Raw genomic sequence first — 23,272 nt, forward strand, 5'->3', positions numbered from 1 at the left:
TCAATTTTTGTTCAGCGCTTTCTTAACGGCGCCGACCGGCGACGATGCCTCCGAGCAGCAGTACGAACAGGGCCCCGGAGACCAGCCAGGAGAGCCACGGCATGGCGCGCGCCTCGCCCGATTCGCGGCCGTCCTCGGCCTCCGCCGCCTCGACCTCGGCCGGCTCCGGGGCCTCCTGCATCTCGCGGGCATCCGGCTGTTCCAGCGGCTGGATCTCGGCCATGCGCGCCGGGTCGGTCTCGGCGGGCTCGCGTTCGATCTGCGCGGCCTCGCGCACGGCGTCGAAGGCCTCGGCCAGTTCCGCGTCGTCCAGGCGTTCGGCGACTTCGTCGAGCACGGGGTGATCCGGCCGCGTATGACCGCTGCCGGGCAGGCCGTGCTCGGCCACCAGTTCGGCGAAGTCCTCGGACAGCGCCTGCAGGACCTCGGGGTCGGCATCCCAGAACTCGCGGCTCGCGGCCACCAGCAGCGTGGCCTGCATGTGCGTCTTCACGTGCACCTTGTGGCCGTCTTCCAGAAACTCGTCGAGCCCCAGATCGTGCCGGTCCTGCAGATAGACGTCGTGTACGTGGTCCCATACCTCGGAACCGACCACGTGGGGGCTGGTCGCCTGCCAGCCCCACAGGTTGTTGACGAAATCGGCGGTGAAGGTCCGCGCCCCGGCATAGCCGTGATCCATCAGCGGCTCGATCCACTGCGGGTTCAGGTTCTGCCCGTGCAGCTCGGTCATCAGCGCACGCTGCAGGCTCTCCACGCGCGGGTTGTCGGGATCGGCATGCTGCAGGATGCGATTGTCCGGCGGCGTTCCGCGGGCGTGTTCCACCGCGGCCGACAGACCGCCCTGGAAGTCGAAGCCGTCGTCGTTGTCCAGCAGGCCGTAGAGATGGCTGGCCCGGCCCAGGTAGGTGCGGCCCACGCCTTCCAGACGCGCATCGAAGGCATCGTGAGCGGGCTCGCCGCGGGTCCCGGCGCCATAGGCATGCCCCATGCGCCGGGCATAGGCGTCGGCCAGCTCGGCACGATCCTCCCAGGCCCCGGAGCGGTCGGCCAGACGGTTCACCCCGGCGCCATAGGCCCCCGGCGCGGTGCCGAACACCCGCAGCGCGGCCTGACGGCCGGCCTCCGCCGCCTCCACGCCATCGGATTTAAGCGCCCGGGTATCGGCTACCCACTGGCTCGCCACGTCGTTGCGCTCCAGCGGCTCCCGGCCCGGATCCCTCAGGTCCTCGCCCAAGGGTTCCAGGGCCACGTCCAGCGCTTCGTCCAGGTGGGGATATTCGGCGCGGATGGTCTTCGACGAGCCGTCCAGGGCCAGGCGCGCGGCCTGATCCAGCCAGGCCAGCTGATCCTCGTAGAGATCGCGGAACAGCCCCGAGGTAGTGAACAGGGCATCCCGGCGACGCTCACGATCGGCCTCGTCGAGATCCATCAGCTTCAGGCCCTCGACGATCCCGCGGCTGTTCCAGTCGGGCTTGACACCAAGCATGTCGAGTCCGAAGGCCACCATCACGCCTTCGTCGCGCACGGTGTCGGAGGCCCACAGCACCACGGCCTCGCTGCCTTCGGCCTCGGGGTCGCCCTGCTCGCGGGCATCGGCCGCCAGGTCCTGGCCCAGGCTCCAGGCGATGCGGGTGGGCACCAGATCGGAGGACAGGGCGTGGAAATTGCGCCCGGTGGGCAGCACATCCGGGGTGCGCACCGGATCGTTGCCGCGGCTCGGCGGCACGAAGCGGCCCTCGAGCCCGGCCAGCAGGTTGGCTCCCTCATTGGCGGGCGAGCCCTCCAGGTCTTCGCGCATCGCCGCGTCCGGCTCCGCGTCGCCGGCCATCGAGTCGAGCATGGTGTCCACGGCCCCGCCATCCCAGTCGCGGGCCAGCACATGCAGTCCGAGGGGCATGTGCTCCTCCTGCATGTCGGTCACCCAGTGACCGATGTCGTGGACCATCAGCTCCTCGTCGAGGTCCGCCAGCCCACCCTCGTGAGCCGGATCATGGTCATGTCCGTGGTCATGATCGTGCCCGTGGTCATGATCGTGCCCGTGGTCATGATCGTGCCCGTGGTCATGATCGTGCCCGTGGTCGTGGTCATGCCCGTGATCATGGTCATGGTCATGGCCGTGGTCGTGGTCGTGGTCATGGCCGTGGTCGTGGTCATGCCCGTGATCATGGTCATGCCCGTGATCATGGTCATGGCCGTGGTCATGGTCATGCCCGTGGTCATGGTCATGCCCGTGGTCGTCACCACCATCATGCGCATGATCGTGATCATGGCTGTGGTCGTGGGCATCCATCGCCTCCTCGATGGTCTCGCTCAGACCAAGCTCCTCGATACGGGCCAGCAGCGTCTCCGCGGCACGGGCCTGAGTCGGCGAATTCGGATCGGTGCTCGCCTCGTAGCTTTCGACCAGCTGGCGCAGTTCCAGCAGGTCGTCGTAGAGCTCGGTGGTCGCCAGCGCCGGCGTCAGATGGCTGATGATCACGCCCTGGGCGCGACGCTTGGCCTGGATGCCCTCGCCCACGCCATCGACGATGTAGGGATACAGCACCGGCAACGGGCCGCCGAGGAGTTCAGGATAGTCGTCCGGGGCCAGCCCGGCGCGGCGCCGCGGCAGGAATTCGCGGGTGGAGTGGCGCCCCATGTAGACCAGCGCATCCGCCTCGAAATGGTCGCGCAGCCAGTGGTAGAAGCCCACGTACTGATGGGTGGGCGGGAACGTGGTGTTGGCGTGCAGCAGGCGCTCGCTGACTTCCCAGCCCCGCGGCGGCTGTGGGCCGATGAACACGTTGCCGTATTCGATCCCGGGGAAATGCATCGCCCCGTCGTGGGTCATGGCCTCGCCCGGGGGTTCGCCCCAGCCGCTCAGGCCCGGGATGCCGGTGCGCGTGAGGGCGTCGCGCAGGGATTCCGCCTGCGCCAGGTCGCCGCCGCCGTCCAGCAGCGCCTCCCACTCGCGCTCCAGCTGGTCGATCAGTGACTGCGCACGCTGCTGCGCGTCATGCGAGTAGTTCTGCACCATGTGGCGCAGATCGCCGATGCCGTTCTCCAGCGCGCGCTCCGCGGCGTCGGTCGCGCCCAGTTCGCGGGCCTTGAGCAGCCGCTCGTGCAGATAGCCCACCGGACCGTGCACCAGTTCGGCCTGTACGGTCTCCGGCAGGGTCTCGAAGTAGGAACGATAAGTCTCCGCATCCAGGCTGGCCACGCGGCCGGCGATGTCGGCGGCCGCGGCGGCATGTTCGGGCAGGTTGACGCCGCGATCCTGGATATCGTCCAGCAGGGCCTCGGCATCTTCCGGGTGATCCCCGGTGTCGTAGCCCGCGTCGCGCAGCAGATCCAGGGTCTCCAGCAGCGACTCGGGGACATCCAGCTTGTCGGCGCCGATGTTGTGGCGCCCCGGCGGATGGTTGTAGTAGACGATGGCCACACGCTTGTCGGCATTGGAACGCTCGCGCAGGCGCTGCCAGCGGGCCATGCGTTCGGCCACCGCGTCGACCCGTTCGCGGATCGGCTCGGAGAGCATCAGGCGCACGCCGGTGCGGTCGTCGATCTCGGGCTCGCCGGCGGCGGCCAGCACCGTGGGCTGGCTCACGCCCTGCAGTTCGGGCATGGCCACCTGGTAGTGGATGCTGTCCCAGGGGATGCCGTCATGCGCGACCCGCCATTCGCCCTCACTGCGCGAGGCCAGGCGCAGGCCCTTGACCACCGGCACGTCCAGCTCGCCCAGCGCCCCGGCAACCGCCTCGCGATTACCGCCGCCCCCGATCACGAAGTCCTGCAGGGAGACGATGCCGGCGAGATCGGCGGGTGCCGCCGACTGCGCCAGGTCCTCCACCGCCTGCCGGCTGGCGCCGCCCCAGCGCGCCAGCACGCCGAAGCACTGCAGATCGCGCGATTCCAGCGCGTCGCAGGCGGCATCCAGCAGTGCACGGTCGCCCGGCCGGTCGCCGGTGTCCAGGTCCAGCAGGGCGACCGCCGGGCGTTCATCCAGATCCATTGCGGCGGCGTCATCCACCGCGCGACCGTCGTGGTAGAAACGGATGGTCTCGCGCGGATCCGGCTGCGGCACGTCGATGTCGTGGCCGGCCTCGGCGGCCAGCCAGCGCATCAGGCCCTCCATGCTCTCCGGCGTACGCCCCTGGTAATACGCCCGGCCGGTGAGCCAGCCGGCCTGCTCGGGGAACGTCTGCCGCTGCTCCCGCAGGTGTTCGCGCGGATCCTCGTCGGCATCCGGGTTCTCCGCCAGCTCGGTCCGTTCGTCGTCTTCCAGACCGGCCAGCGGCTGCTCGCCGTCCAGGCGCGACAGAGCCGTCAGCTGCCGGTCGCTGTTGATCGCCAGCAGCGGGACTTCGGCATCCGGACCGCGCTCGCGCAGCAGCCGCGTCAGGCGGCCGACCTCGTCGCCCAGCACCGCCGCCACCAGCACGGCGTCCGCGTCCTCCCACAACGCGGTGACCTCGGAGTCATCCTTGTCGGCCAGCTGCTCCGGAGTGCGCAGGCGCACGTCGGATTCGGGGAAGGCCTCGAGGAAACGATGCGCCCCGGCCGTGACCTCGGCGGCGGAGCGATCCGAGACGATACCGAGGATATGCGGGGCCGGTTCCGTGTCCGCCGCCGGAACCCCCGGCAGCAGCAGCGCCAGCAACAGGGGGTAGCGTTTTTTCCATGTACTCATCATTCAACACCCGGATACGTGCACACACTGCCGCCGGGACACTCGAGGCGTCCCGACGGAGCGTGAAGAAAAGGAGATCGGCCGCGGGTCGCGTCAGCGTCGCGGCACTGTTGTCGATCGGGGCCTTCGCGGATCCGCCGTCACGGCGCCGCGGGCAGATTCAGCCGCCGGAGGCCTCGCGCCGAGCGGCGGGCTGCCACAGGACCTCGGAACCGTTCTCGTGGCGCGCCAGCACCCGGCACAGTACGAACAGCAGATCCGACAGGCGGTTGAGGTAGGCCAGCGAGCTGGGCCGCAGGGCCTCGTGGTGATTGACCGCGACCAGCCGCCGCTCGGCGCGGCGGCAGACGGTGCGGGCAATATGGCAATCCGCGGTGGCCGGGCCGCCCCCCGGGAGGATGAACTCCTCCAGCGGCGGCAGCTCGTCATTGAAGCCCTCGAGCTCGACATCGAGGCGCTCCACCGACGCCTCCGGCAGGGCCTGATGCCCCGGCACCGCCAGCTCCGCGCCCAGGTCGAACAGCTCATGCTGGATCAGCGACAGCGAACGCCGTACGTCCTCGGGCAGCTCGTGCACCAGCACCCGCCCGATGACGCTGTTCAGCTCGTCCACGTCACCAAAGGCTTCGACGCGATGCGAGTCCTTGTCCACGCGCGAGCCGTCACCCAGGCCGGTACGCCCCTCGTCACCCGTGCGGGTCGCGATCTTCGACAGTCGATTGCCCATGACCTTACCTCTGCTGCTGATAACGCAGTTTCACGAACGCGGCGCGGCCGGGGTTGTTATAACCGGCCTGGGTCTCGTAATCCCGATCGAAGACATTGGTCAGAGAGCCTTCCACCGTCCACTCGGGATCGAGGGCATACGCGGCGCGCAGGTTCATGGTGCCGTAGCCCGAGAGGCGCGTCTCGTTGTCGCCGCGGTCATAGCTGCGACTCCGGGCCAGGATGGTCCCACCCACGGAGAAGTCGCCGAACTGGCGATCCAGATCGAAGCGGGCCGAGACCGGGGCCCGGCGCGCCAGCTCATTACCCGTGTCCCGGTCCTCGGCGTCCAGCAGGGTCAGTGACACCCGCGAATTCCACGGCCCGAGGTCATGGCCGCCCTCAAGCTCCAGCCCGCGAATGCGCGCTTCGTCGACGTTTTCGGGCATCGGGAATCCCGTGATGAGGTCATCCACGCGGGTCTCGAAGACCGCGACGTCGACATACGCAAGACTCGCCGAGTACCTCGCTCCGAGCTCAAACGTTTCCGATTCCTCCGGAACCAGGTCCGGATTGCCCCGGAAGAATCCGACGTCCGGATGGTACAGGTCGTTGAACGTCGGGGCCTTGAACGCGGTGCCGTAGCTGGCGCGAAGCCGCAGGGCGTCCGTGGCCTGAAGACCCCAGGCAACCTGCCCGGTCGTCTCGTCGCCAAAATGCTCGTTGTCGTCGTGACGCAACGACCCCTCCAGCAGGTGATTCCCAAGGTCGGCCTGAATCAGGGCATAAGCAGCCACGTTATAGCGACTGGTTTCCTCATATTCTTCACCCCCCAGGAAATCCGGGTCGTCCACATCAATCCGATCCTCCCGGGCATCCAGACCTGCCGTTAACAGCAGCCGATCCGTCAAAGCAATCTCGTTCAGCCAGTCAACCGAGTCTCGGCGGGTGTCATATTGCGAACTAAAGTTTCCGTCGATATAGCGATCATTTTCGTCCCGACTGTGCGACACACTGATTTCAGTATCCCAGCGACTGGTAACCGGCATTCGGAAACCCGCACGGATTGCCGCATGCACAAAATCAGTGTAGTCATCACCCTCAGTACTATCGAATTCGGATTCACCTTCCGAGTACAAAACGTTCCCGAAGAGTTCGATCCCGTTGTCGAGGCGGTGGGCAACCTTGCCGGCCAGCGAGGTGTTGTCATAGCCATCCGGATCGTCGTCACCCACGTCGTCCTGCACGTCGATGCCCTCGGTATCGAACATACTGACGGACAGGCTGTAATCGGTGCGCCCGGTGCCGCCGGCCACACCGATTCCGGCCTCCCAGGTGCTGAAGCTGCCGGCGCCAAGGAAGGCATTGACCCGCGGCGGACCTTCGCGGCCCGCGCGGCTGAAGACCTGGGTCACCCCGCCGATGGCATCGGAGCCGTAGATGGAGGTGCGCGGCCCGCGCACGATCTCCACGCGGTCGATCTCCTCGGGCGGCAGGAACTGCCAGCTGGCACCGCCGGTGGTGGCCGACCCCATGCGCACGCCGTCGATCAGCATCAGGTGGTGATCGGATTCGGTGCCACGCAGGCGCACGCTGGACTGCTTGCCGAACGGGCCGGCGCTGGAGACGGAGACCCCGGCGCGTCCCTCCACCAGATCGGTGAACTGGCGCGGCTGCAGGCGCTCGATCTCTTCGCGGTCGATGACGGTCACCGAGGCGAGGGCCTCGTCGACGGTCTGGCTGAGACGGGTCGCGGTGACCTGAACGGGTTCCAGGGTCGCGGAATCGGGGCTGGTACCCGGCGCTTCGTCGGCCACGGCCGGGGACACGGCTGCAACGATGGCTGCGGAAAGGATACTGCGTTTCATGTCTTCGGATCTCCCGGCGAGCCGCCCGCACGCCGCTGGTTCACGGGGATCGCGCCGGCGCGAGGGAGGAAGACGAGGAACGCATTCCCGGCGGGAAACGGGTACGGGGACCCGTGGCGGGAACGGTCATCCGTCTCGCACGCCCTCCGCGTGCCGCACGACCATTCCCCGGCCGGTCTCCGGGCTGACGAGCGGGAGATTCCCGGCGGGCGGCGCCTTCCCGTGTCCATGACACAGTGGCATTCGGCCGCCAGCCTCGAGGATCCACTGCCGAAGGACTCCGGAATGGATCCGCGCTCGATCACCGTTGCGGGGGCAGCGCCGGACTCGCGCGTGAGCGCTCACCGGACTTCCCGTTTAACCCGGCGGCGAAACCGCCAGGGCACCGAGGAACGGGGCGCAGGGTACATGAGCCCCCCCTGATTTTCCACCCGTGCTCTCCGGCCGACCGCGCGGCGTTCAGGTCTGCCGCGCCTCCTCGGCCTGGCGATAGCGGGCGCCACGACGCAGCAGGCGGCCCCATTCCTTGTCCTGGACCATCGCGTCGAATTCCGGCGAGCGCTCGGCACGCAGGGCCACCGGGTGGGACTCGTCCCCGGTGTTCTGGGCCAGCATCGCCAGGCGCTCGGGGTTGGCCCCGTAGTGGGTCTCGAGAAAGCTGCGCATGCCGTCGGTCAGCGGCAGGTGGTAGACCCGGGTCAGGCGCAGCGCGAGCCACTCCGCCGCACGCCCGAGATCCTGGCGCACCATGCGCACCATCGCGGAGCCCAGCCCGGCCTTGGCGTCGGCGCTCATGCCCACGTACAGCCCGCCGAGATAGGCCGCGGGGCTGGAATAGATCGCCCGCTGGATACTGGGGTTGCTCAGCTCCACCAGCGGGTCGAGCAGCAGCGCCAGCTGGATGCCGATGCGCTTGGCGGTATCGCCGTCCAGCGGCTTCTTGCCGAAGAAGATGAAATCGCCCTCGCGCCGGATCTGCAGCTCCTCGAGATATTCACACAGACCGTCGGCCAGCCGGATCTTCTGATCATCGTCCAGTTCGATCAGCTCCTCCGACACCCGGATCCGCCGGGCCGAACGCTTCTGCCAGCGCTGAGCACCCTTGCGGTCCCGTTCGCGCCGGCGCAGGTTTTCCCAGCGTTCCACCGCATTGGCGTAACGGCTCTGCGCCTGCATCAGGCGGTCCCGGGCTTCACGCAGTTCTTCCACCTGCGACATCGCGGCACCGAGGATACGGCCGTCGGGGCTCTTCACGTCCGGCTCCGCCTCCAGCATGGTCCGCAGGCCGGCCAGCACCTGCTGTCCCATGACCGGCAGGGGTTCGCGCAGATGCTGCTGAGTGATGCCACTGGTCTCGCTCTGCGCCAGCAGCATCCCCAGCGAGCGGAGACGGCTGATCACCCCGGCCTGGGCCACGCGGAAGCGGTTGCTCTGGTATTCCAGCCGGTCCAGCGCCCGGCCCAGCTGCCAGGGCCCCGACCATTCGAAACTCAGGCGCTTGATTTGGCGCCCGTTAACCAGCTCGAAGGCGAGCACGAAGATCGCCTGGACATCATCCAGGGTGCAGCGCGTAAGGTCATCCGCATCCGCCGCGGAGAACAGGCGTTCGAGAAACTGGTCGATGCGGCGCACGCCGTCCTCGCGCGTCGGCGCGACCCCGCGCAGGCGGTCACGCAGCAGCTCGGCGAGATCCGAATCCTCGGCGTGCAGCCGCTCCAGCGCGGCCATGCGCGCGTCGGCGGTGGCCTCCACCAGGTCCGCGACCCGCGCATGCAGCCCCAGACGCCGATAGATCTCGATCTGCTCGGCGGTAGAGGCCAGCGTCGGGTCGCCGGTCATTTCGCGCACCGCGACCGCCACCGCCTCCGGGGAGACCTCCACCTCGTGTAGCAGCACCGCCGCCGACTGGCGCCGCCGCATGTCCGGCGTCATCTCGCCCATGGCCAGGTCACGGGTCGCGAACAGCAGATCCGGCAGCAGATCGATGGTATTGCGCAGCTGGACCTGCGAGCGCTCCTGACGCCGCCCGCGGGTCGCATCGGCGACAAAGCGCGCGATCAGGCCGATCACCCCGAACAGCAGGGTGTAGACCGCGAAGAAGACGAAGTTCTGGGTGGGAGCCGCATGGCCGAACCCGAGGAAATAGCCGCCCTGCATCGCGAGGAAGGTCACGGGGCCGGCCGCCCACAAAAGCTGCAGCAGGTTCAGCGACCACGGGACCTTGCGGGCACTGGTCGCCACCTCGGTGATGCGGCTGCGTCCCGCAGCCTCGATCAGGACCTGGTCCTGATTCGACTCCTGCGTTTCGGGGGCCCCCGATGCCTCGGACTTGCGTTGACGAAAAAGGCGGAACACCCCTACTCCCCGAACACCGGAATCCCCGGTCAGTGTAAAGCTCGAATGCCCCGCACGTCGCCGTCAGAACGGCGGGGACCCACACTGGACCCGTGCCGGAGGCCGGGGTTCACCGCGCGGAAGAAATCAGCTCGTCCGCCGGCGGCACCGAACGCACCCCGGGGTCTTCGCGCCCGCAGAGATAGTCGCGGGTGAGCGGAACGGCATCCTGCCGACGCGCCATCTGGATATGGAACACCACCTGCTTCCACCAGCGGAAAGTGCCCTCGCAGCTGGCCAGATAGAACTCCCACATGCGGCAGAAGCGCTCGTCGAAACTGGCCGCCGCCTCTTCACGGACTGCCTGAAAGCGCCGGTACCATTCGGCCAGGGTTTCGGCATAGTGCAGCCGCCAGAATTCGATGTCGGTGGTGTACAGCGGCGTGGGCTCCAGCGCTTCCATCACCTCGGACAGGGCGGGGGTGTAACCGCCGGGGAAGATGTATTTCTTCAGCCAAGGGTTGGCCGTGCCCGGTGGCTCCTGGCGACCGATGGTGTGCAGCACCGCGATCCCGTCGGGCTTGAGCAGGTCGTTGACCCGCTGGAAAAAGGTGCCGTAGTTCGGCTGCCCCACGTGTTCGAACATGCCGACACTGACGATCCGGTCGTACTGATCGTCGTGCTCGCGATAGTCCTGGTACAGGAAGCGCACCTTGTCCTCCAGACCCCGGCGCTTCGCTTCGTCCTGCGCTACCCGCAGCTGCTCGCGCGACAGGGTGATGCCATCGACCCGGACATCCGCGTGCTCGGCCAGATACATCGCCAGCCCGCCCCAGCCGCAGCCGATGTCCAGCACGCGCATGCCCGGCTCCAGGCACAGTTTCTGGCGCAGGACCTCGCACTTGGCCTGCTGCGCCTCCTCCAGGCTCATCCCCGGCTCGGCGAAATAGGCGCAGCTGTAGAACATCCCCTCGTCCAGGAACCGCCGGAACAGCCATTCGTCCACGTCGTAGTGGTGAGAGATGTTCTTGTAGCTGCGCGCCACCCGGTTGCCCTGCTCCACGAGGGCGCGCAGCGAACGCGTCAGGAAACCGACCCGCTTCTGGAACATCGGCGCAAAATTGCGCATGGTCATATCAAGAAAGACCCGCAGCCCTTCCGGACCGGGCGACCACAGCCCGTCCATGTAGGTCTCGCCCAGCTCGAAACCGGGATCCCGCGCAATGCGCTTCAGGGCGCCGGCATCATGCAGCTGCATGACCACTTCCGGCTCGCCGCTGCCAAAACGCTGCTCGGTGCCATCCGGGTGACGCAGGGTCAGCGTCCCGTAGCGAACATACTGTTCCAGCATCCGTTCAATCATTACTGAGTGCCCCCGATTCCCTGAAATCCGGCACGATTCCGTGTCCGGCTATTTTTATACTGAGTCTAACTCTCACCTCCGGGCCCGTCCAGTGGAGCCGGTCCGCACACCATCCGTTGTACCAACGCATCAAGCGTAGTGCATCCGGGAAACACCGCCACCGCGAGCGCCGGCGTAAAAACCCGCGGCGTCTTTCCACATTGCCGCAAACGGGCTACCCTCCGGACATGACCTTGCGCCCGACTCAAGCCTGCGATCAGTGCACCCTGCGTCAGCTCTGCCTGCCCATGGGTCTGCCGGATACCGAGCTGTGGCAGCTCGACGAGATCGTGCAGCAGCGCCGTCCGATCGAGAAGGGCAGCACGCTGTTCGCCATGGGGTCGCCGTTCGAATACCTGTATGCGGTGCGCACCGGCGCGATGAAAACGGTGCTGATGGGTGACGACGGGACCGAGCAGATCACCGGCTTCGCGCTGGCCGGCGAACTGCTGGGACTGGATGCCATTCACCAGGGGTCCCATCCGGTCACCGCCATCGCGCTGGAGTCCACCAGCGTCTGTGCGGTCCCGTGGTCGCTGGTGGATGATCTGTCCGGCCGCCTGCCCACGTTCCGGCAGCACCTGATGGGGGTGATGAGCCGCGGCCTGGCAAGCGAGGAGAACCTGCACGCCCTGCTCGGCCAGCGCAGCGCGGAGCAGCGTCTGGCAACGTTCCTGCTGTCGCTGTCGCAGCGCCACCAGGCACGCGGGCTGGCGGCCGACCGCTTCATCCTGCCGATGTCGCGCGCGGAGATCGCCAACCACCTGGGCCTGACGCAGGAAACCATCAGCCGGCTGTTCACGCAGATGCGGCGCCAGGGCCTGATCGAGCTGCACACCCGCGATCTGCACATCCCCGACCTGGATGCCCTGCGGACCACGGCCGGCGTCAGCACGTCCGCCGCCAGCAGTGCCTGACACCCGGGCCACCGGGGATTTCTGGTCGTTCGCCGAATCCGCCTGGAGCGATCCGGGGCTGCGCGATCGGTTGATGTCCTGGCAGGACCACCATGGCGCTGACGTGATTCGCGTGCTGTTCGCCGCCTGGCATCCCGGGGCGCTGACCACCGACGATCTCGATCGGCTGCACGCCCGGGCACGCGACTGGAGTACCCGCGCCACCCTCCGGATCCGGGCCCTGCGCCGACGCCTGCACACCCCCGAACGACATGCCCTGTACCGCGCCCTGCTGGAACTGGAATTGCGCGCGGAGCACCTGGGGGCGCTGCACCTGCTGCAGGAATGCCCGCCTCCGGCCGCCGACGCAGCCCCGCACCGGCGCCCGCGCGCGGACACCATCGGAGAGCGCCTCGCCCGCCTCGAACCCGGACTCCCGCCGGACGAACGCTCCGCAGGCGCCGCTGAACTCGCCTCGTCCTCGGTCCCGGGCCTCCCCTGAGCGGCCGCGTCGGCAAAACATCGACCACGCCCCGACCTCCCCTGCACGCAGCCCCCGGTTCCGGCTATCCTGACGGGTTCCACTCAGCCAGACGGCAACCGAACATGTCCGACGCAATGCGCGACCAGCTCCTCAAGACCGGCCTGGTCGACGAAAAGCAGGTCAAGAAGGCCCGCAGCGAACAGCACAAGGGCAAGAAAAAGGCCAAAAAGCCGAAGAAGGCGGGGCCACCCGCGGCCGAGCCCACGGCCGCCGAGCAGCGTCAGGCGGAACAGGCCGAACGCTCGCGGCGCAAGAACGAGGAACGCCAGGCCCGCGCCGCGCGCAAGGCCCTGACCGCCCAGCTGCGCGAGCTGGTCAGTTCCAACCTGTATCCGGTGCCCGCCGGCGAGGATGCCGAGGACTATCACTTCCAGCAGGGCGGGCGGATCCGCAGCCTGCCGGTCACGCCGGCCCTGCGGCGCCAGCTGGCCGACGGACGCGCCGCGATCGCCGGCCTCGACCACCGACCGGAGGCCGGTTTTCGCCTGGTGCCCCGCGAGACCGCGGATCGCATCCGCGAACGCGACCCGCAGTGGCCGCTGGTCATCCCGGCCGAGGAGGCCGCGGACAGCGAACCGGCCGCCGACGACCCGTATGCGGATCACGTGGTGCCCGACGACCTGATGTGGTGAGACTCCGCCGCGTCAGTCGTCGTCGGTGCGCTTGACGTCGGCGGCCGGCATGCCCCGCTGCTGCGGGCGTCGCACGCCCTCGTTATCCGTCGGCTGCGGCTCCATCTGGCGCTCGCCGAGGGCCTGAGGCGGACCGTCCTCCGCCTGTGGTTCGCCATCGCAACCGGCCAGCCACAGGCCGGCGGCCAGCAGCAGGGCCGGACTTATCTTCCGCATGTTCATGTCTTTCTCATCTCCTCCGAAGGCTTCGCCATCAGCGTGCCGGGGCAAGGGCGCGGCGCCAAGAACTCGGGTCGCAACCGGGGGCACGTCCGTTACGGGGTCACCCGGGTCCCGGCGGTCCCGGCGAGGAGGGCCGCGGCCGACTCCAGCGCCCCGATACCCGCGATGCGGCCGCCCGCGGCCACCCGCCGCGCCGCATCCAGCTTGGGCCCCATGGACCCCGGCGGCCATTCGGCCGGATCAATGTCGCTGGCCTTCAGGCGGTCCAGCCGCCGGGCCCGGTCCGTGCCCCAGTCGGCATAGACCGCATCGACATCGGTGAGCATCAGCAGGGCATCGGCCTCCACCTCGGCGGTCAGCAGGGCCGCAGCCAGATCCTTGTCCACCACCGCCTCCACGCCCGAGAGCCGGCCGTCGGCATCGCGCGCCACCGGCACCCCGCCGCCGCCGGCACACACCACCAGCGTCCCGCTGGCCGCCAGGGTCCGGATCGCGGGCACCCCCAGCAACGCGCGCGGCTCGGGCGAGCCCACCACCCGCCGCCAGGCCTTGCCGTCGCGGGCGATGCGCCAGCCACGCTCCTGTGCCAGGCGCCGCGCGGCCTCCTCGGCGTAGGTCGGTCCGATGAACTTGCTCGGCTCGTCGAAGGCCGGGTCCCGCGGGTCGACCTCGGTCTGCGTCAGCAGGCTTGCCACGCGATCATGTCCCAGTGCGTTGTGCAGCTCCTGCGCGAGGATATAGCCGATCATCCCGTGGCTCTCCGCACCCACCACGTCCAGCGGCCAGGCGATGCGGTCGCATTCCGCCTGGTTCGCCAGCAACCCCACCTGCGGGCCGTTGCCGTGGGTCACGATCACCTCGTGCTCCGCCGCCAGGCCGGCGATGGTCGCGGCCGCGCGCCGCGCGTTGTGCCGCTGATTCGCGGCCGAGGGCGTCTCCCCCCGCTGCAGCAGTGCGTTGCCCCCCAGGGCGACCACGATGCGCATGCCCGTACCTCCCGTCAGCCGTCAATGAGCCTGAATGCCTGCTGCCAGGCCTGCTCGATCCGTTCGAGTTCATGATCCTCGATCTCGCCGAACTGGCCGCGCTTGTTCCGTGACAGCCGCCCCTCGTTCTGGTGGAGAAGACGCAGCAGCAGATCCAGACGCCGATCCGGCAGATCCACGATCTCGCGCACCGCGCGGCGTGCAGCGTCATGACCGCGAAGGAAACGCAGTTCTTCCACCAGATCTTCCCGGACGGTGCGGGCCACCGTTTCCGCGAGGTATTCGGTCTGCGCCGTCAGATCGGGGTAGCGATAGTAACTGGCCACCTCTTCCGGATTCAGCAGCTCCAGCCGCCCTTCGGGGTCCAGATGGTAGTCGACCCGCTCCTCCATCAGCGGCCGCGAGTAACGCTCCAGCACCGCGTCGTATTCGGTAATCCGACGCAGCATGGTGGCCGATACCGGAAGCATGAGATCGCCTTCCACGAATCCGTCGCGATGCAGCAGATCGTGGATCAGGAAACGATGGAGCCGCCCGTTACCGTCTTCGAACGGGTGAATGAAGACAAAGCCGAACCCCACGGCCGCGGCACGAACCAGCGGCGAAAGTCCGCGACTCCGCGTAGCCACCGTCGCCAGGCCTTCCATCATCGAGACCAGCCATCCGGGCGGAGGGCATACGTAGTGCACACGCTGCGTGAAATCCGGCCGCTGCTCGCCCACGTAATTCTGGACAGAGCGAAAACCGCTTTCCGCATAGCGCGGGTCCACCACCAGATTCTGGCGCCGTGTCAGGCCGGCCTCGTCCAGCAGCTCCGCGAGCGGCACCCGCCCTGCTTCACGCAGCAATGCCACGAAGCGCTCGAGACGCCCGGAGACCGGTTCCGGCTCATGTTCGATCCCGTAGGTCGAGCGCGTTTCCTTGAGGTAGAGATAGTCGTTGGCCCGGGCAAACAGTTCCGGTGGAAATGCCCCGAGCAATCCGGACAGCTCCTCGGTCAGCGGCTGGGCAAGGGCGTCTTCAAGTCGCTGCGTCCGACGAATGACCGGGCAGAAATCACCATTGCCAAGAAGGTTGTCCCGGACCCGCCAGCGCCGGTCGAATTCCGGCTCCGCTGCGGTCAGGTAATGGTCAGGGTTCAGTGCATCCACATAGTTACCGCCCGCTGTCCGCGAGACCGCGAGGCGCTCCCCGGTCAGGCGTTCGTAGAAGAACCCCATCAGCCGCCGATAACGCCCGGTGGGCTTTTCGCTCACCGCCTCCTCGATCGGTGCGGGACCACAGGCGCGAAACAGGTCCGCGAGAACCGCCAGATTCACGCCCTCGTGCTTCAGGGCGAATTCGAGCTGGTTCGCGAGCGCATCCCCGGGGTCGTACTGCGGCGGATATTCGCGCCGGACCGCTCCGTCCTCCTGCCATGTTTCACGCAGGCGCGTGCCCGGACTCGACGACACGGGCAGAGGGGCGGACGGCAATCCGAATGTCCGAATCAGCCACCGATAACCCAATGAGCTCATACGCCGTATCCATGGTGTTCAATGGCCCCAGACTGCAACAAAACCGATTCAGGCGAAACATTTGTGTTATAAAAACCCAAACGCGCGACAAAACGATTACGCAGCCGTCGGTTGGTCAGGAAGCGTCGCCATAATCTTCGTGCAGCCAGTCGCGCAGGTCCTCGAACCCGGGGATGTCCTCGTCCCCGGTGGCCGGCGGCAGCTCGAAACCGTCGTGAAAGCCGCGGGCCCGGAACGGCTCCAGCAGCTCCGGGTCCCCGGAGATCACGTGCACCGGCACCGCCCACGAGGGGTCCGGGCCGGTGACCAGGGCCGCCGGCTGGTGGTCGCCCGGCATCAGGAACAGGGTGTCCTCGTCCACGTGGTCACGCGCCCAGTGGCCGCTGACCTCCAGCGAGTAGCGCACCGCCTCGGCGTAATGATCGCGGACGCGGTCAAAGTCCCGCCACAGCACCTCGGGGGCGGGCCCGGCGCCGGCCTGTTCGTGGAACACCCGCCCGTCGTCCATCGCATCCGGGTCGTCCAGCACGTCCAGCACCGGGGTCCACGGGGCGTGACTGCTGACCAGCGCGAGCATCGCGAACACCGGCGCCTCCCCGCCCTGCGGGTCCGGCCGCACGTCCTGTTCGAAGCGCCACCAGGTGAATTCGTCGGGCATGGTGACCCAGAAGAACGGGGGCCCGCGGTAGTCCATGCCGTCGCGGTCCAGGATCCGGTCCCAGCCGAACCAGCGCCCCTCCGGCCAGTCGAGGGTGATAGCCGGGGCCAGCATGGCCGTGTGGTGGCCGGTGGCCGCGAAGTCCTGCACCAGGGTCGCCCGCTCGCGCTCCTGCAGCCGGCGGTACTGCCCGGCATGCCGCACGGCCACGCCCGACAGCAGGGTGGCATGCGCCAGCCACGACTGCCCGCCGGCGATCGGGGCCTTCATCACCCCGGTCACCACGTGCAGATCCCGCGCGGCGAGATCCTGCTGCAGATCCTCCAGCGTCGGCTCGATCACCTCGGCATAGCGCGGGATCTCCAGCGCCGAGACCCCGTAGGACTCGATCAGACCCACCACCACGTCGACGCCGGCCAGGCCCTCCAGCGGCCGGGGTTCGGCCAGCCGCGAATCCGCCTCCAGCCGGTGCGCCAGCGCGCGATCCTCGCGCCGCGCCTCGCGCATGCCGTCGACCTGCTCCGTTACCAGCGCCACCGCGGGCGCCGCCGTGCGCGGCGGCTCCACGCCCGTCGCGTGGCCCGCGAGCCCGGCGAGGCCCGCGCCCAGCAGCACGAAACCCGCGCCCCGGGGCACGACCGGGCGCGCCAGCAGACGCGCCAGCGACCACACCGCCAGCCCGATCACGACCAGCAGCGCCGCGACGGCCAGGATCACGCCGACAGTGGGCAGGTTGCCGGTCAGCAGCCGGAACACGGCATCCAGCAGGCCGATGTCCACGTAGACATTCAGCGGACGGGCGAGGCTGACCCGGGCCAGCGCATCGAACAGCGCCAGTACGATCAGTGCAAGGAGGGCAGAGGCCACGACCCGCGCCAGTACGCGCGCGGTGGCCAGAGGAAGAACGGCGAACAGTCCGGCCAGGACCACGGCCTCCCAGGCCAGCCACCCCGGCCCCGGGCCCGCGTGGCGCGGGATGTCCAGGGCCAGGACCAGCCCGTTCAGGAGCAGCAGGGTCAGCAGGACGCGGACCCCGCCGGGGACGGCGCGCAGGCGCCGGCCGGACTGTTCGGGCGGGAAGCTCAACCCGCCCGAATCAGAAGCTCATCGAGCGATCAAACTCGGCCACCGCCTGCACGTAATGGCCCATGCCGGCGTATTCGGCGGTGGCCAGGAAGTTGTCCGGGGTCACGTCACGACCACGGCCGCAGGCCTCGCAGACCCACAGCGGCACGCCGGCGTCGACCAGATCCTCGACGATGTCCTTCATCGCCGGCATGTTGTGGCCGACGATCTTGTCGTAGACGTTGCGGTTGGCGATGTTCGCCGCCTCGCCCTGAAGCCATACGGTCACGTCGTGGCCCTGATCCTTCGCCACCTTGGCGGCGATCATGCCCAGCGTGGCGCGGGTGGGGTCATCGGTTCCGGCGGTAACGGCAACGATAAAGCGCATGGTCGATTCTCCTGTGTCGTCGCGTGTCGGCCTTGCGGCCGGTTGGCGGACCCGGCGGGCCCGTTGTTGTTCAAACAGTCCGCAGCGTACCCGATCAGGCGCCGGTCCGGCTCTGGCGGGCCAGGCGCAGCGCCATCAGCAGCCACGGCAGTCCGTGCACCAGCAGACCGCCCCAGCCCGCCGCACCGGCGAGTTCACCGGCCAGCAGGTCGCGCACCAGTCCGGCGATCGCCGGCTCGGGCTGCCAGGGCCACAGGCCCACGGTCGCCACGATCAGGGCAAACAGCCACAGCGGCAGGCGGTCGAACAGGCGCAGAACGGTCGGCATGGCGCGCATCCTATCGCATACGCACGGCGGCGCCGCATGCCCCGACACGGCGGCGCGAATTCAGTGGCGAAAATGCACGAACAGCCGACCATGATTCTTCGAATCCTTCTCCACCCGGTGGTAACGCGCCTTGACCTCCGGCTGCTGCAAAAAACGCAGCACCCGCTTTTTCAGCTGCCCGCTGCCCTTGCCGTGGATGATCTCCACGGTCTTGATGCGTTTCTCGCAGGCCTCGTCGATCGCGCCGTTGAGCGCCTGATCGATGCGCCGGCCATCGCGAAAGCATTCGTGCAGGTCGATGGAAAGCCGCGACATACGGGCCTCCGTTCACACGTCCACGTCGGCCAGGTGCCCCTTGCCCTCCAGCCAGGCGCGGCGTTCCCCGGCGCGCTTCTTGCCCAGCAGCATGTCCATCAGGCTGCCGGTCTCCTCGGCCGAATCCAGGGTCAGTTGCACCAGACGGCGGGTGTCGGGATTCATGGTGGTCTCGCGCAGCTGCATCGGGTTCATCTCGCCCAGCCCCTTGAAACGGGTCACCGCGACCTTGCCCTTCAGCTTTTCCGCCTCGATACGCTCCAGCACTCCGGCCTTTTCGTCCTCGTCCAGGGCATAGAAGGTCTGCTTGCCGACATCGATGCGGTACAGCGGCGGCATGGCCATGAACACGTGGCCCTGCTCCACCAGCGGGCGGAAATGCTTCAGGAACAGCGCACACAGCAGCGTGGCGATGTGGGCGCCGTCCGAATCGGCGTCCGCGAGGATGCAGATCTTGCCGTAGCGCAGCCCCTCCAGGCTCTGCGTCCCCGGATCCACGCCCAGCGCCACGGCGATGTCGTGGATCTCCTGCGAGGCCAGCACCTGGTCGGGCTCCACTTCCCAGGCGTTCAGGATCTTGCCGCGCAGCGGCATGATCGCCTGAAAATCGCGGTCGCGCGCCTGCTTGGCGGAGCCACCGGCGGAGTCGCCCTCGACCAGGAACAGTTCGGTGCGCGCCAGCTCCTGGCTGGCGCAGTCGGCCAGCTTGCCCGGCAGGGTCGGGCCCTGGGTCACCTTCTTGCGCACCACCTTGCGCCCCGCGCGGCTGCGCTTCTGCGCGTTCTGGATCGCCAGCTCGGCGATGCGCTCGCCCTGCTGCGGGTGCTGGTTGAGCCACAGACTGAAGGCGTCCTTGATGACCCCGGAGATGAACGGCGCGGCCTGGCGCGAGGACAGCCGTTCCTTGGTCTGCCCGGCGAACTGCGGATCCTGCATCTTGAACGACAGCACGCTGGAGACCCGTTCCCACACGTCCTCCGGCGCCAGCTTGATCCCGCGCGGGATCAGATTGCGGAATTCGCAGAACTCGCGCACCGCATCGGTCAGCCCGGTGCGCAGGCCGTTCACGTGGGTGCCGCCCTGGGTCGTGGGGATCAGGTTCACGTAGCTCTCGGACACCACCTCGCCGCCTTCCGGCAGCCAGGTCACCGCCCAGTCCACCGCCTCGCTGTGGCCGGAGACCGACCCCATGAACGGTTCTTCCGGCAGGCGTTCCAGCCCCTCCAGGGCCTCCACCAGGTAGTCGCGCAGACCGGCCTGATAGCACCACTCGCAGGCCTCGCCGGTGGTCTCGTCGCGAAACGTCACGGTCAGGCCCGGGCACAGCACCGCCTTGGCGCGCAGGATGTGCTTGAGCCGCGGCACCGAGAATTTCGCCGAGTCGAAGTACTGCGCATCCGGCCAGAAATGCAGCGTGGTGCCGGTGTTGCGCTTGCCGACCTCGCCGACGGCCTCCAGCTCCTGCAGCTTGTGACCGCCGGCGAAGGCCATCTGCCAGCGCCGGCCGTCGCGCCGGATGTCCACGTCCAGGCGCTCGGACAGCGCGTTGACCACCGATACCCCGACCCCGTGCAGCCCGCCGGAGAACTGATAGCTCTTGTCGGAAAACTTCCCGCCGGCATGCAGCGTGGACAGGATCACCTCCACCCCCGGGCGGTTCTCGCGCGGGTGCAGGTCCACCGGCATGCCGCGCCCGTCATCGGTGACGGAGACCGAGTCGTCCTTGTGCAGGACCACGTCGATACGGCTGGCGTAGCCGCTGACCGCCTCGTCCACCGAGTTGTCGATGACCTCCTGGGCGAGATGATTGGGCCGCGCGGTGTCGGTATACATCCCCGGGCGCTTGCGCACCGGGTCCAGGCCCTCGAGGACTTCGATGTCGGATGCGGAATAGCTCACTCAGGAACCCCTTTGTTGATCATGCCCTTTGCCGGGGCCGCCCGCACAGATCGCCACGGCGCTGCGCGCCTCGCGATGACGGTACCTCAGCGCCGGTCATTGCGAGGCCCGAAGAGGCCTCCGGGCCCGGCCTGCCGAACAGCGCCGTCATTGCGAGGAGCGAAGCGACGAAGCAACCTCCGGACGGAACCCGCGCCCCCGCGCGCCGCGCAGTGCGCAGCGTACCAGAGCTCGCGGGGGCTGGGCTGCTTGCAATCGCCGGGACGATCCCAACAATGCACCGCATATCCCGTATTCCGATCTTTCAGGAGGTTTCCGATGACCGAAGCCGAAAACGCCACCGGCGATGCCATTCTCGACGTCACCCGCGACAGCTTCCAGCAGGCGGTGCTGGACGAATCGCACCGGCGTCCGGTGCTGGTCGACTTCTGGGCCGCCTGGTGCGGACCCTGCAAACAGCTGATGCCGCTGCTGCAGAAGATCGCCGAGGATTACGGCGGCGCGTTCCGCCTGGCCAAGGTCAACAGCGACGAGAACCAGGAGCTGGCCGGGCAGTACGGGGTGCGCAGCCTGCCCACCATCATGTGCTTCCGTCACGGCGAGGTGGTGGATCAGCAGATGGGGGTGCAGCCGGAATCCGCCATCCGCGAGATGATCGATCGCCACGTCGAGCGTCCCTCCGACACCCATCGCCAGCAGGCCCTGGCCGCCCTGCAGGCCGGGGACGCGGCTGGCGCCGTACACGCGCTGGAACAGGGCGTGGCCGTGGACCCGGGCAACAAGGACCTGCGCGCCGAGCTGGCCCGCGCGCAGATCCGCGCCGGCGACACCACGGCCGCCCGCGCCACCCTGGAAACTGCGCTGGAGGCCTTCCCCGAAGACCCGGATCTGCGCATCGAACTGGCGCGCGCGCTGTCTCAGGCGGGTGACCCCGACGCCGCCGAGGCGCAGCTCAACCAGCTGCCGCTGAACCGCGCCGAGGATGATGCGGTGAAGACCCTGCGTGCCCACCTGCGGTTCTCCCGCCGGGCCGCCGGCGCCGACCCGCAGGCGCTGACACAGGAGATGCAGCAGGGCGATCCGGCGCCGGAGACCCTGGAAACCCTGGCCGCGTATTCCATGCTGCACGGTCGCTACGAGGAGGCCCTGGGCCTGTACCTGGAGCTGATGAAGCAGCACCCGGACTACAAGGACAACGAGGGCGACAACGCCGGCAAGAAAGGGCTGCTGGCGGCCTTCGACGCCCTGGGCAACGACAACCCGCTGGTCAGCCAGTACCGCCGCAAGATGATGGCCGCGATGTATTGAACGCCCCCCGCGGGCGGGCACCCTGCCCCGCGGGAGCAGGGGGGAGCGGCCCGGGTCAGTCGGCGGTTGCGACCCGATCGCGGCCGGCGTTCTTGGCGGCGTAGAGGGCATCATCGGCCCGGCGCACCAGGCGCTGGTAGTCCGGGTGGCCGTCGTGACTGGCCAGTCCGATGCTCACGGTCAGCCCGAGCTGCTCGCCATGGGCACCCTGGAACGGCTCGGCACGGACCGCGGTGCGCAGTTTCTCGGCGATGCGTTCGGCATCGCGCGGAACCACGTCCACCAGCATCATCAGGAATTCCTCGCCGCCCAGGCGAAAGAGGTAATCGCCGGCCCGCGAGTTGCTGACCAGCAGCGTGGCGAACTGCTGCAGGATGCGGTCACCGGTCTCGTGGCCGTGTTCGTCATTGACCCGCTTGAAATAATCGATATCCAGGGCCAGTACCGCAAAGGGGGCATGGGTCTGCTGTACGCTGGCAATGTGCCGTCCCAGTACCACGGGCAGGAACTTGCGGTTCAGGGTCCGAGTCAGGACGTCGCGCCCGGACTCCAGTTCGTTGCTGCGCTCGAACAGCTGACCCAGATGGTAGTCGATGCTGCGGACCTGCTCGCGCACGTCACGCAGGTAATCCTGCCGCTGCCGGGCCTCGACGCAGACCAGCGAAGGCAGCAGGAACTCGTCGATGCGGGCGATGGCCTCCAGCACCCGCTCGGTTTCCGCGGCCCCGCCAAAGGCGTCCACTCCCTTGTGCCGGAACCACAGGCCGAACTCGGAGGCCGCCAGCCGCGGCAGCTGCTCGCCCGAGGCCCCCATGGCCAGATCGAACATCAGCCCGTTCTCCCAGTCCAGCAGGCAGGCCCGCTGGCGGTCTTTCTCACTGGCGAGGTTCTCCGACACCGCGAACAGACGGTAGGCCTCCTCGGCGCGGGCGTTGCGCTCATGCGAGCGCGAATAGGCGTGGCTCATCAGCTCCATCGCCATGTCGATGCTGTCGGAGACATGCCGCGCGGCCTGCAGGCGCATTTCGTGCCCCATCGCGGAATCCCGGTCGAGCAGGGTCAGGAGCTGCTCCTTCACGCAGCGCGCGCCACGCATGACCAGATGGATGGGGATGGAGATGCGCGCGTGGATGTCGCCCACATGGGCCTGACGCGCGGCCTGTTCCTCCACGCCGCTGCCGCTCTCCACCGAGAAGATGCCGCGGATCCATTCCTGCAGAGAGGCGTCCAGCCGCGAGTTGACGTCCTCGTGGTCGAGAAACACGCAGGCATCCGGGTCCGCCAGCATCTCGGCATAGAACCGTTCCGCCAGCATGGCACGGTGCTGCTCCGCGAGCTCGCGCACGCGTGCACGAACGCGCCCGGGGCAGCGTTCGAGGCGCCGCTGCCACTCGTCGACCAGCTGCTGCGCCACCGCCCCTGCGGGCTCTCCTTCAGACATCCTTCACTCCCGGTCGCATGGCGCGCACCGGCCTCACGCCGGTCGCAGGGTGGTCATTGGACCCCGCAGCATGACAGGCGTCAACGCGAGCGTGC

At 68.3% G+C, this 23,272-nt stretch carries 18 protein-coding genes and 1 riboswitch; of the genes, 4 read left to right on the plus strand and 14 right to left on the minus strand.

Annotation, left to right across the window (positions count from 1 at the left end; translation table 11 throughout):
- Positions 1-22 precede the first annotated feature (22 nt).
- From C998_RS0107400 to C998_RS0107420, 5 genes are all read right to left on the minus strand, one after another.
- The gene (locus tag C998_RS0107400; RefSeq protein WP_018870225.1) at positions 23-4,639 is read right to left on the minus strand and encodes a cobaltochelatase subunit CobN; all 4,617 of its coding nucleotides are present in this window, start codon (positions 4,637-4,639) and stop codon (positions 23-25) included.
- Positions 4,640-4,829: 190 nt separating this feature from the next.
- Positions 4,830-5,396 carry a cob(I)yrinic acid a,c-diamide adenosyltransferase gene (locus tag C998_RS0107405; protein WP_018870226.1) on the minus strand — a complete coding sequence of 189 codons (567 nt, stop codon included), beginning with the start codon at positions 5,394-5,396 and terminating at the stop codon, positions 4,830-4,832.
- Positions 5,397-5,400: 4 nt separating this feature from the next.
- On the minus strand, positions 5,401-7,242 hold the full coding sequence (locus C998_RS0107410) for a TonB-dependent receptor domain-containing protein (protein ID WP_018870227.1): 1,842 nt from the start codon (positions 7,240-7,242) through the stop codon (positions 5,401-5,403).
- A gap of 152 nt (positions 7,243-7,394) precedes the next feature.
- A riboswitch (cobalamin riboswitch) is annotated at positions 7,395-7,647 on the minus strand.
- 54 nt (positions 7,648-7,701) lie between these two features.
- Complete coding sequence (locus tag C998_RS0107415; RefSeq protein WP_018870228.1) at positions 7,702-9,597, minus strand: hypothetical protein; 1,896 nt, start codon at positions 9,595-9,597, stop codon at positions 7,702-7,704.
- A gap of 109 nt (positions 9,598-9,706) precedes the next feature.
- Positions 9,707-10,939 (minus strand): class I SAM-dependent methyltransferase, encoded by a 1,233-nt coding sequence (locus C998_RS0107420; protein ID WP_018870229.1) that lies wholly within the window; start codon positions 10,937-10,939, stop codon positions 9,707-9,709.
- 227 nt (positions 10,940-11,166) lie between these two features.
- On the opposite strand from C998_RS0107420, the gene fnr reads away from it, so the two are divergent.
- From fnr to C998_RS0107435, 3 genes are all read left to right on the plus strand, one after another.
- On the plus strand, positions 11,167-11,895 hold the full coding sequence (gene fnr, locus C998_RS0107425) for a fumarate/nitrate reduction transcriptional regulator Fnr (protein WP_026279522.1): 729 nt from the start codon (positions 11,167-11,169) through the stop codon (positions 11,893-11,895).
- The gene (locus C998_RS0107430) at positions 11,888-12,376 is read left to right on the plus strand and encodes a DUF2390 domain-containing protein (protein WP_018870231.1); all 489 of its coding nucleotides are present in this window, start codon (positions 11,888-11,890) and stop codon (positions 12,374-12,376) included. Before fnr ends, C998_RS0107430 begins: the two co-directional genes overlap by 8 nt.
- A 104-nt stretch (positions 12,377-12,480) precedes the next feature.
- A complete protein-coding gene (locus C998_RS0107435; protein ID WP_026279523.1) occupies positions 12,481-13,050 on the plus strand; it encodes a DUF2058 domain-containing protein in 570 nt (189 codons plus the stop codon).
- A 12-nt stretch (positions 13,051-13,062) separates the two neighbouring features.
- On the opposite strand, the gene C998_RS0107440 is transcribed toward C998_RS0107435, so the two are convergent.
- The 8 genes from C998_RS0107440 to parE form a co-directional block, all read right to left on the minus strand.
- Positions 13,063-13,272, minus strand: coding sequence for a hypothetical protein (locus C998_RS0107440; RefSeq protein WP_018870233.1), 210 nt, complete (start codon positions 13,270-13,272; stop codon positions 13,063-13,065).
- A gap of 92 nt (positions 13,273-13,364) precedes the next feature.
- The gene (locus C998_RS0107445; RefSeq protein ID WP_018870234.1) at positions 13,365-14,258 is read right to left on the minus strand and encodes a carbamate kinase; all 894 of its coding nucleotides are present in this window, start codon (positions 14,256-14,258) and stop codon (positions 13,365-13,367) included.
- A gap of 14 nt (positions 14,259-14,272) precedes the next feature.
- Positions 14,273-15,733, minus strand: a complete 1,461-nt coding sequence (locus C998_RS0107450) for a Fic family protein (protein WP_231364967.1) — start codon at positions 15,731-15,733, stop codon at positions 14,273-14,275.
- Between the two features lie 157 nt (positions 15,734-15,890).
- Positions 15,891-17,519 (minus strand): hypothetical protein, encoded by a 1,629-nt coding sequence (locus C998_RS0107455; protein ID WP_018870236.1) that lies wholly within the window; start codon positions 17,517-17,519, stop codon positions 15,891-15,893.
- 10 nt (positions 17,520-17,529) lie between these two features.
- Positions 17,530-17,886 (minus strand): DsrE family protein, encoded by a 357-nt coding sequence (locus C998_RS0107460; RefSeq protein ID WP_018870237.1) that lies wholly within the window; start codon positions 17,884-17,886, stop codon positions 17,530-17,532.
- Positions 17,887-17,980: 94 nt separating this feature from the next.
- Complete coding sequence (locus C998_RS0107465) at positions 17,981-18,214, minus strand: hypothetical protein (protein ID WP_018870238.1); 234 nt, start codon at positions 18,212-18,214, stop codon at positions 17,981-17,983.
- A gap of 60 nt (positions 18,215-18,274) precedes the next feature.
- Positions 18,275-18,529 carry a Smr/MutS family protein gene (locus tag C998_RS0107470; protein ID WP_018870239.1) on the minus strand — a complete coding sequence of 85 codons (255 nt, stop codon included), beginning with the start codon at positions 18,527-18,529 and terminating at the stop codon, positions 18,275-18,277.
- 12 nt (positions 18,530-18,541) lie between these two features.
- The gene (gene parE, locus C998_RS0107475) at positions 18,542-20,428 is read right to left on the minus strand and encodes a DNA topoisomerase IV subunit B (RefSeq protein WP_018870240.1); all 1,887 of its coding nucleotides are present in this window, start codon (positions 20,426-20,428) and stop codon (positions 18,542-18,544) included.
- Between the two features lie 318 nt (positions 20,429-20,746).
- On the opposite strand from parE, the gene trxA reads away from it, so the two are divergent.
- Positions 20,747-21,736, plus strand: a complete 990-nt coding sequence (trxA, locus tag C998_RS0107480) for a thioredoxin (protein ID WP_018870241.1) — start codon at positions 20,747-20,749, stop codon at positions 21,734-21,736.
- Between the two features lie 55 nt (positions 21,737-21,791).
- Here trxA and C998_RS0107485 read toward each other — a convergent pair whose 3' ends face one another.
- Entirely contained in the window at positions 21,792-23,150 is a 1,359-nt protein-coding gene (locus tag C998_RS0107485; RefSeq protein WP_018870242.1) for a diguanylate cyclase, read from the minus strand.
- Positions 23,151-23,272: the final 122 nt, after the last annotated feature.

This window comes from Thioalkalivibrio sp. ALgr3 (assembly GCF_000377325.1).
Taxonomy (GTDB): domain Bacteria; phylum Pseudomonadota; class Gammaproteobacteria; order Ectothiorhodospirales; family Ectothiorhodospiraceae; genus Thioalkalivibrio.